The sequence below is a fragment of the Streptomyces sp. NPDC057424 genome (assembly GCF_042803315.1).
In the GTDB taxonomy this organism is placed as follows: Bacteria; Actinomycetota; Actinomycetes; order Streptomycetales; family Streptomycetaceae; genus Streptomyces.
In genome coordinates, this window is the sequence record NZ_JBHVCP010000006.1 from 199,433 (window position 1) to 213,575 (window position 14,143).

Sequence of the window (14,143 nt, forward strand, 5' to 3'; positions counted from 1 at the left end):
ACCGGCTTTCTCGGTCTTCTCGGGCACGCGTCATCCCCAGGTCTCGGAACGCGATTGACAAACGCGAGTGGTCGCTCGCATTCTGGGGTCGGCAGGAATGCGAGCGATCTCTCGTGTTTGCCAGTCTATGGCAGCCCCGCGCTGCCAGGCTGCGCCTGGACACGGGTCACGGTGAAGGGGACACCGCACGATGACCGAAGTCAACACACCACCGCGCGTCGGAGGCTGGACCCGATTCGTCACCGCCCGGCCCAGACTGTCGCTGCTGGTGGCGCTGGTGCTCACCGCCCTCGCGGTGCTGGCCGGCAGCGGTGTCGCCGACCGGCTCGGCGCCGGCGGCTGGGAGGACCCGGCCGCCGAGTCCACATACGCCACCAAGGCCCTGGAGCGCGAGTTCCCCGGCTCCCAGCCCAACCTGCTGCTCCTGCTCGACGCGGGCGACGCCTCGGTCGACGCCCCGGCCGTCGCCGCCGAGGCCGAGCGGCTCACCCAGCGCCTGGCGGGCGAGCGGGGGGTCACCGGCGTCGGCTCCTACTGGCAGTCCGGCGCCCCGGCCCTGCGCGCCGAGGACGGACACGAGGCGCTGATAGCCGCCCGCATCACAGGCGACGAGAAGACCGCCGGCGAGACCCTGGAGCGCCTCGCGCCCCACTTCCGCGGCACGCACGGCCCGGTGGAGGTCACCATCGGTGGCCCGGTCGCCGTACGGCACGAGATGCAGACGGTCATCCAGGAGGACCTCACCCGGGCCGAGCTCATCGCCCTGCCCGTGACGCTGGTGCTGCTCGTGATGGTCTTCGGCAGCGCCGTCGCGGCCCTGCTGCCGCTCGGCATCGGCATCGTCGCCATCCTCGGGACGAACGCCATCCTGCGCGGCCTCACCGAGCTGACCGACGTCTCCGTGTTCGCGATCAACCTCACCACGGCCCTCGGCCTGGGCCTCGCCATCGACTACGCGCTCTTCATCGTCCGCCGCTTCCGCGAGGAACTGGCCACGGGCGCCGAACCCCTGACCGCGATCGGCACGACCCTGCGCACAGCCGGCCGCACCGTGCTGTTCTCCGCCCTCACGGTCGCGGTCTCCCTGGCGGCGATGCTGGTCTTCCCGCAGTACTTCCTGCGCTCCTTCGCCTACGCCGGGATCGCCGTGGTGCTGCTGGCGGCCGCGTCCGCGCTGATCCTGCTCCCGGCGGCGCTGATCCTGCTGGGCCACCGGGTCGATGCCCTGGACCTGCGCCGCCTGATCCGGCGCGGACACCGGCCGGAGCCCGCCGGCCGGCAGGGCAGGGCCTGGGCCCGCACGGCGACGCTCGTCATGCGCCGCGCCCCGTTCTTCGCCCTCGGCACCACAGTCGTCCTCGTCCTGCTCGGACTGCCCTTCCTGGGCGTGCGGTTCGGCACCGCCGACGACCGCCAGCTGCCGTCGACCTCCGAGTCCCACATCGTGCAGCAGCACATCCGGGAGGGCTTCCCGGGCAGCCCCGGCGGCGGCCTCGACGTGCTCGCCGAGGGCCGCGCCACCGAGGCGCAGTACGGCGCCTACAAGGAGCGCATCGCCGCACTGCCCGACGTGCTGCGGGTCGACGGACCGCTGGTGAAAGGCGACTCGGCGTACTTCACGGTGCTGCCGAAGGGCGAGGCGGTGGGCGACGCGGCCCAGCGTCTCGTCGGCGACCTGCGCGAGACCCGGGCCCCCTTCGACACCAAGGTGACCGGCACCGCGGCCGTCCTGGTCGACTCCAAGGACGCCATAGGGGAGCGCCTGCCGCTCGCGGCGGTCTTCATCACGATCGTCACGCTGCTCCTGGTCTTCCTCCTCACGGGCAGCGTGCTCATACCGATCCAGGCGGTCGTCCTCAACGCGCTCAGCCTGACGGCCATGTTCGGCGCGGTCGTCTGGGTCTTCCAGGACGGCCACCTGTCCGGCCTGCTCGGCTTCACCAGCCCCGGCTCCATAGAGACGACCCTCCCGGTCCTGATGTTCTGCGTGGCCTTCGGTCTCTCCATGGACTACGGCGTGTTCCTGCTCTCCCGCATCAAGGAGGAGTACGAACGCACCGGCGACCACGACCAGGCCGTCCGCCACGGCCTGGCACGCACCGGCGGGCTGATCACGGCCGCGGCGGTCATCCTGGCCGTGGTCATGGTCGCGATCGGCACGTCCCGGGTCACCAACACCAAGATGCTCGGCCTGGGCATCGCCCTGGCGGTCCTGATGGACGCGATGATCGTCCGCAGCCTCCTGGTCCCCGCGGTCATGCGCCTCACCGGCCGCGCCACGTGGTGGGCCCCGGGCCCCCTGCGCCGTTTCCACGAGCGCTTCGGCCTGAGCGAGGCGGAGGCGGAACGCCCGGCGGGGGAAACGGAACCGGCCCGGGACAAGGTCGGGGCATCGGCCGGCTGACCCGGGCGGCGGCGCCGAGCCCGGTCCGCAGTGTCCCCCGGTGCCCGCTAGCGTTCCCCCGAGGTGCTGAACGCGAGAGCGCGGGGGCACCCGGCACCCCCGGGAGCTCCGGGCACGGCAGGAACGAAAGGCGGGTGGGCCCATGCGGGCCGTGGTGGTCGAGCGGTACGGGGAAGCGGCCGAGGTGCGGGACGTCGCGGACCCGCGGCCCGCCGAGCACGGAGTCGTCGTGCGGGTCGAGGCCACCGGGCTGTGCCGCAGCGACTGGCACGGCTGGCAGGGCCACGACCCGGACATCGCACTGCCGCACGTGCCCGGGCACGAACTCGCCGGGGTCGTCGAGGCGGTGGGCTCCCGGGTGACCCGGTGGCGGCCCGGCGACCGGGTCACCGTGCCGTTCATCTGCGCCTGCGGCACCTGCCCGTCCTGCGCGGCGGGCGACCACCAGGTGTGCGAGCGCCAGACCCAGCCCGGCTTCACCCACTGGGGCTCCTTCGCCCAGTACGTGGCGCTGGACCACGCCGACGTGAACCTCGTGGCGCTGCCCGGGGAGTTGTCCTTCGCGACGGCGGCCTCGCTCGGCTGCCGGTTCGCCACGGCGTACCGGGCGGTGGTGCAGCAGGGGCGGGTCAAGGCGGGGGAGTGGGTCGCGGTGCACGGCTGCGGCGGGGTCGGGCTCTCGGCCGTGATGATCGCGGCCGCCTCGGGCGCCCGGGTCGTGGCCGTCGACGTGTCGCCCGGCGCCCTGGATCTGGCGCGGACGTTCGGGGCGGCGCGGTGTGTCGACGCGGCGGCCGTGCCGGACACCGCGGCCGTGGTCCGTGAGCTGACGGGCGGCGGTGCCCACCTCTCCCTCGACGCGCTGGGCTCACCCGGCACATGCGCCGCCTCCGTGAACGGCCTGCGCCGCCGCGGCCGGCACGTCCAGGTCGGCCTGCTGCCCTCGCCGACCGGCACGACACCCGTACCGATGGCCCGCGCGATCGCCCTGGAGCTCGAACTCCTCGGCAGCCACGGCATGGCCGCCCACAGCTACCCGCCGATGCTGGAACTGGTCCGCAGCGGCGTGCTGCGCCCCGACCTGCTGGTGACGTCGACGATCACGCTGGAGGAGGTCCCGTCCGCGCTGGCGGCGATGGGGACGGCGCCGGGAGCGGGTGCGACGGTCATCGAGCCGTGGAGCTGACGCACCGGCCGACGACGGTGCCCCGCCCGAGGGTGGGGCACGAGGCCGGGGCAGGCCGACGGGGTCAGTCGGCTCTTCGGCCGCGGTTGCCGGGCCTGGCGGCGACCCAGGCCCGGACCGTGTCGGCGTACCAGTAGGGCTTGCCGCCCTCCACGTGGTCGGGCGGGGGCAGCAGCCCGTGTTTGCGGTAGGACCGCACGGTGTCCGGCTGCACCCGGATGTGCGCCGCGATCTCCTTGTAGGACCAGAGCCTTCGGTCGGTCATGACGTGCACCTCCCCGCGCGCACCACGGCGGCGGCCGTGGACGGCCGTCCGGGGGAGCCGGGCGCTGCGCTGGCGATCAACAAGCCTGTGTCCGGTCAACGACGCCCCGTGACGCCGGGCAGGGCCTGTGCGCCGGGTGTGACGGAAGACCCGCGTACTCGCGACACGTGTGACACGGAGGAGGCGTTTGTGACATTCCCGCGGCAAAGGCGGCCGCCGGAGTACCGGCGGGGTGTCTTGACGCGGCACCCGGGTCCGGTCGGCAGCCGCCCGGAGAGGCGAGGCGGGAGGCGGGGCTGAAGACTACGGAACTGTGAGGACACGGACGTAGACATGCGGAAAGCGCTGTCATGATCTGGTCCGAATGTCCGGACAAAACATTGACAGGGCTTCGAGAGGGGGCTACAACACCGGGGAGAGCCGAGCATTCGAGGGGACACCGATGGCGTACGACCTGATCACCATGGGACGGATCGGAGTGGATCTGTATCCGCTCCAGACCGGCGTCCCGCTGCCGCAGGTCACGTCCTTCGGCAAGTTCCTCGGCGGTTCGGCGAGCAACGTCGCGGTCGCCGCGGCCCGCCTGGGACGGCGGACGGCAGTGATCACCCGCACCGGCGACGACCCCTTCGGCGCCTACCTCCGCGAGGCCCTGAAGGGGTTCGGCGTGGACGACCGCTGGGTCACCCCGGTCCCTGGTCTGCCCACCCCGGTCACCTTCTGCGAGGTCTTCCCGCCGGACGACTTCCCGCTGTACTTCTACCGGCAGCCCAAGGCGCCCGACCTGGAGATCGACGCCCACGAGCTCGACCTCGACGCCATCCGCGAGGCACACGTCTTCTGGGTCACGGGTACGGGCCTGAGCGAGGAGCCGAGCCGGACGGCGACCCTCGCGTCCCTCGCGCACCGCGCCAAGGCCGGCGCCACGGTCTTCGACCTCGACTGGCGCCCCATGTTCTGGACCGACCCCGGCGCGGCCCGCCCCTTCTACGAGGAGGCCCTGCGCCACACCACCGTCGCGGTCGGCAATCTCGACGAGGTGGAGGTCGCCACCGGAGTGCGCGAACCCCACGCCGCCGCCCGCGCCCTCCTGGACGCCGGTGTCGAACTGGCCGTCGTCAAGCAGGGCCCCAAGGGCGTCCTCGCGGTGAACAGCGCCGGCGAGAGCGCCGAGGTTCAGCCGCTGCCGGTGAACGTCCTCAACGGCCTCGGCGCCGGCGACGCCTTCGGCGGCAGTCTCGTCCACGGCCTGCTGTCGGGCTGGGACCTGGAGAAGACCATGCGGCACGCCAACGCCGCCGGTGCCATCGTCGCCTCCCGTCTGGAGTGCTCCTCCGCGATGCCCACGCCGGACGAGATCGAGGCGGCCGTCACCGCGGGGGCCGTCCGGTGACCGTCGACATCTCCGAACTCGTCCGCCTGCGCAGCCGCCACCCGGAGGCGATCGCCGAGGCCGCGGCCCGCCGCCCCCGCCGTCCGCTGCTGAACTCGAGCGGCCGTCTGATGATCGTCGCCGCCGACCACCCGGCCCGCGGCGCCCTCGGCGCCGGCGGCCGCAGCATGGCCATGGCCAACCGGGCCGACCTCCTCGAACGCCTCTGCCTGGCGCTGTCCCGCCCGGGCGTGGACGGCGTCCTCGCCACCGCCGACATCCTCGACGACCTGCTCCTGCTCGGCGCCCTCGACGGCAAGGTCGTCCTGGGCTCGATGAACCGAGGCGGTCTCCAGGGCGCGAGCTTCGAACTCGACGACCGCTTCACCGGCCACCGCCCCGAGGACATCGAGCGCCTCGGCTTCGACGCGGGCAAGCTGCTCCTGCGCATCGACCACGACGACCCCGGTTCGCTGACCACCCTGGAGTCCACCGCCCGGGCCGTCGACGCCATGGCGGCGCGCAAGCTCCCCGTCTTCGTCGAGCCGTTCATCAGCCGCCGCGACGAGCAGGGCCGGCTGCGCAACGACCTGTCCGCCGAGGCCGTCACCAAGTCGATCGCCATCGCCTCGGGTCTCGGCGGCAGTTCCGCCTACACCTGGCTGAAGGTCCCGGTCACCGACAACCCCGACGACATGGCCGAGGTCATGGCGACGTCCACCCTGCCCGCCGTGCTGCTCGGCGGCGAGGTGGGCGGCTCCGCCGAGGAGCAGGCCGGGGCGTACGAGAAGTGGCGCGGCGCTCTCCAACTGCCCACCGTGTGCGGGCTGGTCGTGGGGCGTTCGCTGCTGTACCCGGCGGACGGCGACGTGGCCGCCGCCGTGGACACCGCCGTCGGACTGCTGTGAGGGCCGTGGCATGACCAGAGAGCTGTACGTCCCCAAGGGCGCCACCACCGACGTGAACCACGTCCTGGACATCGGCCCCGAGCGGGCCGGCTGGACGCACAGCGCGCTGCGGATCGTGGAGCTGTCACCGGGCGGCACCCACATCTTCACCACCGGGGACAGCGAGTGGATCGTGCTGCCCCTGAACGGCGCGTGCACCGTGCGCGTCGAAGAAGAGGAGTTCCACCTCTCGGGCAGGCAGAGCGTGTTCGCGTCGGTCACCGACTTCGCGTACGCGCCCCGTGACGCCCGGGTCCAGATCGCCTCCGGCGCGGGAGGCCGCTTTGCTTTGGCAGGAGCGAAGTGCGAGCGACAACTCCCCGCCCGCTACGGCCCCGCGCCGGAGGTCCCCGTCGAAGAGCGCGGCAGCGGCACCTGCACGCGCCGCGTCCGCAACTTCGCCTCGGCCGACGCCTTCGACTGCGACAGACTCATCGCGGTCGAGGTGATCACGCCCGGCGGCAACTGGTCCTCGTACCCGCCGCACAAGCACGACGAGCACCGGCCGGGCGAGGAGTCGGAGCTGGAGGAGATCTACTACTTCGAGATCGACGGTCCGAACGGTTTCGGCTATCAGCGCGTATTCCCCTCCCGCGAGGGCGGATCCGACGTCCTCACGGAGGTCCGCTCCGGAGACGCAGTCCTCGTCCCCGACGGCTGGCACGGCCCGTCGATCGCCCAGCCCGGCCACGACATGTACTACCTGAACGTGATGGCCGGCCCGGGGGAGACACGGGAGTGGCGGATCTGCTTCCACCCGGATCACACGGAGGGGTACCGATGACCCTGAAGACGACCAGGTTGACCATGGCCCAGGCTCTCGTCCGCTTCCTCGCCGCCCAGTACACCGAGCGCGACGGGGTCCGGCGGAGGCTCATCGGCGCCACCTGGGGCATCTTCGGCCACGGCAACGTCGCCGGAATCGGCCAGGCGCTCCTGGAGCACGCCGCGGAGATGCCGTACCACCAGGGCCGCAACGAACAGGCCATGGTGCACGCGGCGGTCGGCTACGCCCGGCAGTCCAACCGGCTGTCCACACACGCGGTGACGACGTCCATCGGCCCGGGAGCCACCAACCTCGTCACCGGCGCAGCCCTCGCGACCATCAACCACCTTCCGGTGCTGCTCCTGCCCGGTGACGTGTTCGCGACCCGCCCCGCCGACCCGGTCCTGCAGCAGCTCGAAGTCCCGTACGCCGGTGACGTGTCGGTCAACGACTGCCTGCGCCCGGTGTCGAGGTACTTCGACCGGATCACCCGGCCCGAGGCCCTGATCCCCTCGGCGCTCAACGCGATGCGGGTGCTCACCGACCCCGTCGAGACCGGCGCCGTCACCCTCGCCCTGCCCCAGGACGTGCAGGCCGAGGCGTACGACTGGCCCGGGGAGTTCTTCGCCGAGCGCGTCTGGACCGTACGGCGGCCCGGCGCCGACCCGACCGAACTCGCCGAGGCCGTGCGGACCATCCGGGCGGCCAGGCGGCCCCTGGTCATCGCGGGCGGCGGCGTCCACCACAGCCGCGCCGAGGAGGCCCTGGCCGAGTTCGCCGGGACCACCGGCATCCCGGTCGCCTCCACCCAGGCCGGCAAGGGCTCCCTGCGCCACGACCACCCCCAGGACGTCGGCGGCGTCGGCCACACCGGAACGGCCACGGCCGACGAACTCGCCCGCACCGCCGACCTGGTGATCGGCGTCGGCACCCGCTACACCGACTTCACCACCGCCTCCGGCACCCTGTTCAGCAACCCGGACGTCCGGTTCCTCAACCTCAACATCGCCCCCTTCGACGGCCACAAGCTCGCCGGGCAGCCTCTGGTCGCGGACGCCCGCAGCGGCCTGCAGGAGCTCACCGAGGCCCTCCGGATGCACGCGCACCGGGTCGCCGGCACCTACGCCACCGAGTACACCGAGGACAAGGAGCGCTGGGAGCAGCGCGTCGACGCCTGCTACGAGGTGGACGAACCGGATATCCGGCCGACCCAGCCCCAGGTCCTCGGCGCCCTGGACGAACTCGCCGACGAGTCGGACATCCTGATCAACGCCGCCGGCTCCCTCCCCGGCGACCTGCACAAACTCTGGCGGACCCGGTCGCCCGACCAGTACCACCTGGAGTACGGCTACTCCTGCATGGGCTACGAGATCCCCGCCGCGATCGGCGTGAAGATGGCCGCTCCCGACCGGCCGGTGTGGGCGCTGGTCGGGGACGGCACCTACCTGATGATGCCGACGGAACTCGTGACGGCCGTGCAGGAAGGCATCGCGATCAAGGTCCTGCTCATCCAGAACCACGGCTACGCGTCCATCGGCGGCCTGTCGGAGTCGGTGGGCGGCGAGCGGTTCGGCACCGCCTACCGCTACCCGGCCGAGGACGGCGCGTACACGGGGCCGCCGCTGCCCGTGGACCTCGCCGCCAACGCGGCCAGCCTCGGCATGCGCGTCCTGCGCGCGAAGACCGTACGGGACCTGCGGGAGGCCCTCGCCGAGGCCCGGGCGGCCGACACTCCCACATGTGTCTACGTCGAGACCCAAACGGCAGACACAGTGTCGGGCGCGCCTCCCGCGCAGGCCTGGTGGGATGTACCCGTGGCCGAGACCGCGACACGGCCGTCCGCGGTCAAGGCACGTGAGCTGTACGAACGGCACGTCTCCACCCGACGCCGCCATCTGTGAAGGAGTTCCCGGCCATGACGAAGACCGTCAACCACTGGATCGGCGGCAAGACCGTCGAAGGCGCCTCGGGCACATACGGACCGGTGACCAACCCGGCGACCGGCGAGGTGACGACGAAGGTCGCGTTCGCCTCGGCCGACGAGGTGGACGCGGCGGTGGCCGCCGCCAAGGAGGCCTACCTGACCTGGGGCCAGTCCTCGCTGGCCCAGCGCACCTCGATCCTGTTCACGTTCCGCGCGCTGCTGGACGCCAACCGGGACGCGATCGCAGAGCTGATCACCGCCGAGCACGGCAAGGTGCACAGCGACGCCCTCGGCGAGGTGGCCCGCGGCCTGGAGATCGTCGACCTGGCCTGCGGCATCAGCGTCCAGCTGAAGGGCGAGCTGTCGACGCAGGTGGCGAGCCGCGTGGACGTCTCGTCCATCCGCCAGCCGCTCGGCGTCGTCGCGGGCATCACGCCGTTCAACTTCCCGGCGATGGTGCCGATGTGGATGTTCCCCCTCGCCATCGCGTGCGGCAACACCTTCGTGCTGAAGCCGTCCGAGAAGGACCCGTCGGCATCGCTGAAGATCGCCGAGCTGCTGTCGGAGGCCGGCCTGCCGGACGGTGTCTTCAACGTCGTCCACGGCGACAAGGTGGCCGTCGACCGCCTCCTGGAGCACCCGGACGTCAAGGCCGTCTCCTTCGTCGGCTCGACCCCGATCGCCCGCTACATCCACAGCACCGCCTCCGCGAACGGCAAGCGCGTCCAGGCCCTCGGCGGCGCCAAGAACCACATGCTGGTCCTCCCGGACGCCGACCTCGACGCCGCCGCCGACGCCGCCGTGTCGGCCGCCTACGGCTCCGCCGGCGAGCGCTGCATGGCCATCTCCGCGGTCGTCGCGGTCGGCTCGATCGGCGACGAACTGGTGGAGAAGATCCGGGAGCGCGCCGAGAAGATCAAGATCGGCCCCGGTGACGACCCGGCCTCCGAGATGGGCCCGCTGATCACCCAGGTGCACCGCGACAAGGTCGCCTCCTACGTCGAGGGCGCGGCGGCCGAGGGTGCCGAGGTGGTCCTGGACGGCACCGGCTACACGGTCGACGGCTTCGAGGACGGCCACTGGATCGGCATCTCGCTGCTCGACAAGGTGCCCACGTCCGCGAAGGCCTACCAGGACGAGATCTTCGGCCCGGTCCTGTGCGTGCTGCGCACGGAGACCTACGAGGAGGCCCTGGACATCGTCAACGCGTCGCCGTTCGGCAACGGCACAGCGATCTTCACCCGGGACGGCGGCGCGGCCCGCCGCTTCCAGCTGGAGGTCGAGGCCGGCATGGTCGGCGTCAACGTCCCGATCCCGGTCCCCGTGGGCTACCACTCCTTCGGCGGCTGGAAGGACTCGCTCTTCGGCGACCACCACATCTACGGCAACGACGGCACGCACTTCTACACCCGCGGCAAGGTCGTCACCACCCGCTGGCCGGACCCGGCCGACGCTCCCACGGGCGTGGACCTGGGCTTCCCACGCAACCACTGAGGCGACCACCGGGGGGCTTCCCGCGGTTCCCGCGGGAACCGCGGGAAGCCTCCCCCGCCCGGTTCCTGCCGACCCCGGCCCGCCGCCACAAGGCAGGGAAGAGTGAGTGCACACCGAGCCGGCGCCGTACACCACCCGCGGTACGCCGAAGGCCCCGCCTAATCCTCTGGGAGGGGTACTACTTCGGCCTCCGGTCGACAACTGTTCGACAGGTTCACCCCGTACCGTTGACGCATGGATCTTCGACTGCCCGGGCTGAACGGGCTGCTTCGGAGGCCCCGGAGGCTCCTCGCCGCCGGGGCCGCCGTCGTCGTGCTCGCGGGCGCGGGAACGTGGACGGCCGTCGCGAACGACGAGACGCCCCCGGTCCACCGCGAAGACCGGACGCTGCCCACCGGCGACGGCGTCCGCATCGACACCTCGTACTTCACCTCCGGCGCAACCGGCCGCCGCCCCGCCGTCCTGCTCGGGCACGGCTTCGGCGGCAGCAAGAACGACGTACGGCAGCAGGCCGAGGGCCTCGCCCGGGACGGCTACGCGGTCCTGACCTGGTCGGCCCGCGGCTTCGGCACGTCGAACGGGAAGATCGGCCTGAACGACCCCGAGGGCGAGGTCGCCGACGTCTCGAAGCTCATCGACTGGCTGGCGAAGCAACCCCAGGTCGAGCTCGACCGGAAGGGCGACCCCCGCGTCGGCATGGCCGGAGGGTCCTACGGCGGCGCGATCGCCCTGCTCACGGCGGGCCACGACGACCGCGTGGACGCCATCGCCCCGGCGATCACCTACTGGAACCTCGCCGACGCCCTCTTCCCGAACGGTGTGTTCAAGAAGCTCTGGGCCGGCATCTTCGTCAACTCCGGCGGCGGCTGCGAGAAGTTCGAGCCCACGCTGTGCCGGATGTACGAGCGGGTCGCCGAGTCGGGCAGGCCGGACGCGCAGGCCCGCAAGCTGCTGGAGGAGCGTTCGCCGTCCGCGGTCGGCAAGAACATCAAGGTGCCGACGCTGCTGATGCAGGGCCAGTCCGACTCCCTCTTCCCGCTCGGCCAGGCCGACCAGGCCGCGAAGGCGATCCGCGCCAACGGCGCCCCCGTCGACGTCGACTGGATCGCGGGCGGCCACGACGGCGGCGACATGGAGACCGGCCGCGTCCAGGACCGGGTCACGACCTGGTTCGACCGCTACCTGAAGCAGGACAAGGGCGCCGGCACCGGCCCCGCCTTCCGCGTCACCCGCACCCTCGGCATGGGCTCCGGCGACGGTGAACCCCGCCTGACCGGAGTGACCTCGGACCGCTACCCCGGCCTGGAGAGCAAGCAGCGTTCCATCGCCCTGGCCGGCCGCGAGCAGAGCTTCGACAACCCGCCCGGTGCCAGCCCGCCCGGCGTCTCCGCCCTGCCCGGCCTCGGCGGCGCCGGCGGCCTCAGCCAGCTCTCCTCGCTCGGTATCGGCGTCTCCCTCGACTTCCCCGGCCAGTTCGCCGCGTTCGAGTCGGCGCCCTTCCGCGAGGACGCCCAGATCACCGGCTCCCCGACGGCGACCGTCCACGTGAAGTCCACCAGCGACGACGCCGTGCTCTTCGCGAAGCTCTACGACGTCGGCCCGGGCCGGAGCCAGCCGGTGCTGCCCTCCCAGCTGGTGACGCCCATCAGGGTCGAGGGCGCGAAGGCCGGCAAGGACGTCACCATCACGCTCCCGGCGATCGACCACGAGATCGACGACGGCCACCGCCTGCGCCTGGTCCTCGCCTCCACGGACCTCGGCTACGCCTCCCCGACGGCCCCGGCGACGTACACCGTCTCCCTCAAGGGCGACCTGTCGGTTCCCTCCGCGCTCGGGCAGCGCGACACCCAGGGCGCGCTGCCCGCGTGGGTGTGGTGGCTGCCCCTCGCCGGCGCCGCGACCGCACTGGCACTGATCATCACCGGACGCCGCCGCACGACCGCCCCCGCCCCGCCGGACCCCGAACTCGCCGACGTCCCCCTCCAGATCACCGACCTGACCAAGCGCTATGCGAAGGCGTCGGACCGGTACGCGGTCAAGGACCTCTCCTTCCGCGTGGAGAAGGGCCAGGTCCTGGGTCTGCTCGGCCCCAACGGAGCAGGAAAGACGACCACCTTGCGCATGCTGATGGGCCTGATCAAGCCCGACGGCGGCGAGATCCGCGTCTTCGGCCACGCCATCAGCCCCGGCGCCCCGGTCCTCTCCCGGGTCGGCGCCTTCGTCGAGGGCGCGGGGTTCCTGCCCCACCTGTCCGGCCGCGAGAACCTGGAGCTGTACTGGCGCGCCACCGGCCGCCCGCCCGAGGACGCGCACCTGGAGGAGGCCCTGGAGATCGCGGGCCTGGGCGACGCCCTCGCCCGCGCGGTGCGCACCTACTCCCAGGGCATGCGCCAGCGCCTCGCCATCGCCCAGGCCATGCTCGGCCTGCCGGACCTGCTCATCCTCGACGAGCCGACCAACGGCCTGGACCCGCCCCAGATCCGCGAGATGCGCGAGGTGATGATCCGCTACGCCGCAGCGGGGCGCACGGTCATCGTCTCCAGCCATCTCCTCGCGGAGGTCGAGCAGACCTGCACCCACCTGGTCGTGATGGACCACGGACAGCTCGTCCAGACCGGCCCGGTCGAGGACATCGTCGGTTCGGGCGACACCCTCCTCGTGGGCACGGCCACGCCCGTGGACGAGCCCGTCGTGGAGAAGGTCACCGCCCTGCCGGGCGTCGCCTCGGCCGTGCGCACCGACGAGGGCCTCCTCGTCCAGCTCGACGCCGACGGCACCCCGCAGCGCCTGGTCGCCGACCTCGTACGGCTCGACGTGGCGGTGCGCTCGGTCGGCCCCCACCGCCGCCTGGAGGACGCCTTCCTCACCCTGATCGGAGCCGAAGCATGAGCCAGCTCGCCGAGCCGCCCGTCGAGGTCGCCGACGGCTACCGCGCGGGCCGCACCCTGCCGTTCCGCGTCGAACTGGTCCGGCAGCTGAAACGGCGCCGCACGCAGGTGATGGGCGGCGTCCTGTTCGCCCTGCCGGTCATCCTGCTCATCGCCTTCCAGGTCGGGGGCGACCCGGGCGGCAACAACAACCGCGTCAACCTCATGGACACGGCGACGGCCTCCGGAGCCAACTTCGCCGCCGTCAACCTCTTCTCCGCGGCCGGCTTCCTGCTCGTCATCCCCGTCGCCCTCTTCTGCGGCGACACGGTCGCCTCGGAGGCGAGCTGGTCCTCCCTGCGCTACCTGCTCGCGGCCCCCGTGCCGCGGGCCCGGCTGCTGTGGTCCAAGCTCGCCGTCGGACTCACCCTGAGCCTGGCCGCCATGGTCCTGCTCCCGGTCGTCGCCCTCGTCGTCGGCACGACCGCCTACGGCTGGGGCCCGCTCGAACTGCCCACCGGCGGCACCCTGCCCACCGGCACGGCGGCCCAGCGGCTGCTGATCGTCGTCGCGTACATCATGGTGTCCCAACTGGTCACCGCGGCCCTCGCGTTCTGGCTGTCGACCCGCACGGACGCCCCGCTCGGCGCGGTCGGCGGCGCGGTGTTCCTCACCATCATCGGCAGCGTCCTCGACGAGGTGACGGCCCTCGGCGACTGGCGCCACTTCCTGCCCGCGCACTGGCAGTACGCCTGGCTCGACGCCGTCCGGCCCCAGCTGGAGTGGTCGGACATGATCCAGGGCACGTCGATCTCCGTCACGTACGCGCTCGTGCTGTTCGCCCTGGCCTTCCGCGGTTTCGCCCGCAAGGACGTCGTCTCCTAGTGCCGCGGCAGGCAACGTTCGCCCGTCGCGACG

General features: G+C 72.3%; 10 protein-coding genes. 9 read left to right on the plus strand and 1 reads right to left on the minus strand.

Translation table 11 applies throughout. The features are described 5' to 3' along the window. The first annotated feature begins 190 nt into the window (after positions 1 to 190). Both ACFU3E_RS08595 and ACFU3E_RS08600 read left to right on the plus strand, forming a co-directional pair. A complete protein-coding gene (locus ACFU3E_RS08595; RefSeq protein ID WP_384153997.1) occupies positions 191 to 2,404 on the plus strand; it encodes an MMPL family transporter in 2,214 nt (737 codons plus the stop codon). A 142-nt stretch (positions 2,405 to 2,546) separates the two neighbouring features. Beyond that, positions 2,547 to 3,590 (plus strand): zinc-dependent alcohol dehydrogenase family protein, encoded by a 1,044-nt coding sequence (locus ACFU3E_RS08600; RefSeq protein ID WP_384153999.1) that lies wholly within the window; start codon positions 2,547 to 2,549, stop codon positions 3,588 to 3,590. A gap of 64 nt (positions 3,591 to 3,654) precedes the next feature. On the opposite strand, the gene ACFU3E_RS08605 is transcribed toward ACFU3E_RS08600, so the two are convergent. Then, positions 3,655 to 3,855: an AlpA family transcriptional regulator gene (locus ACFU3E_RS08605; RefSeq protein WP_073948635.1), complete on the minus strand. Its 201-nt coding sequence runs from the start codon at positions 3,853 to 3,855 to the stop codon at positions 3,655 to 3,657. 442 nt (positions 3,856 to 4,297) lie between these two features. Here ACFU3E_RS08605 and iolC point away from each other — a divergent pair, with 442 nt between their 5' ends. The 7 genes from iolC (at position 4,298) to ACFU3E_RS08640 (ending at position 14,110) form a co-directional block, all read left to right on the plus strand. Further along, positions 4,298 to 5,248: a 5-dehydro-2-deoxygluconokinase gene (iolC, locus tag ACFU3E_RS08610; protein WP_384154001.1), complete on the plus strand. Its 951-nt coding sequence runs from the start codon at positions 4,298 to 4,300 to the stop codon at positions 5,246 to 5,248. After that, on the plus strand, positions 5,245 to 6,135 hold the full coding sequence (locus ACFU3E_RS08615) for a deoxyribose-phosphate aldolase (protein ID WP_384154003.1): 891 nt from the start codon (positions 5,245 to 5,247) through the stop codon (positions 6,133 to 6,135). Before iolC ends, ACFU3E_RS08615 begins: the two co-directional genes overlap by 4 nt. 10 nt (positions 6,136 to 6,145) lie before the next feature. Then, the gene (iolB, locus tag ACFU3E_RS08620) at positions 6,146 to 6,958 is read left to right on the plus strand and encodes a 5-deoxy-glucuronate isomerase (RefSeq protein WP_384154005.1); all 813 of its coding nucleotides are present in this window, start codon (positions 6,146 to 6,148) and stop codon (positions 6,956 to 6,958) included. Beyond that, positions 6,955 to 8,841 (plus strand): 3D-(3,5/4)-trihydroxycyclohexane-1,2-dione acylhydrolase (decyclizing), encoded by a 1,887-nt coding sequence (iolD, locus tag ACFU3E_RS08625; RefSeq protein WP_384154007.1) that lies wholly within the window; start codon positions 6,955 to 6,957, stop codon positions 8,839 to 8,841. Before iolB ends, iolD begins: the two co-directional genes overlap by 4 nt. A gap of 14 nt (positions 8,842 to 8,855) precedes the next feature. Further along, positions 8,856 to 10,358: a CoA-acylating methylmalonate-semialdehyde dehydrogenase gene (gene mmsA / locus ACFU3E_RS08630; RefSeq protein ID WP_384154009.1), complete on the plus strand. Its 1,503-nt coding sequence runs from the start codon at positions 8,856 to 8,858 to the stop codon at positions 10,356 to 10,358. A 234-nt stretch (positions 10,359 to 10,592) separates the two neighbouring features. Then, positions 10,593 to 13,247 (plus strand): CocE/NonD family hydrolase, encoded by a 2,655-nt coding sequence (locus ACFU3E_RS08635; protein WP_384154011.1) that lies wholly within the window; start codon positions 10,593 to 10,595, stop codon positions 13,245 to 13,247. Next, positions 13,244 to 14,110 (plus strand): ABC transporter permease, encoded by an 867-nt coding sequence (locus ACFU3E_RS08640; RefSeq protein WP_384154013.1) that lies wholly within the window; start codon positions 13,244 to 13,246, stop codon positions 14,108 to 14,110. The genes ACFU3E_RS08635 and ACFU3E_RS08640 overlap by 4 nt, the downstream gene beginning before the upstream one ends. The last annotated feature ends 33 nt before the right edge of the window (positions 14,111 to 14,143 follow it).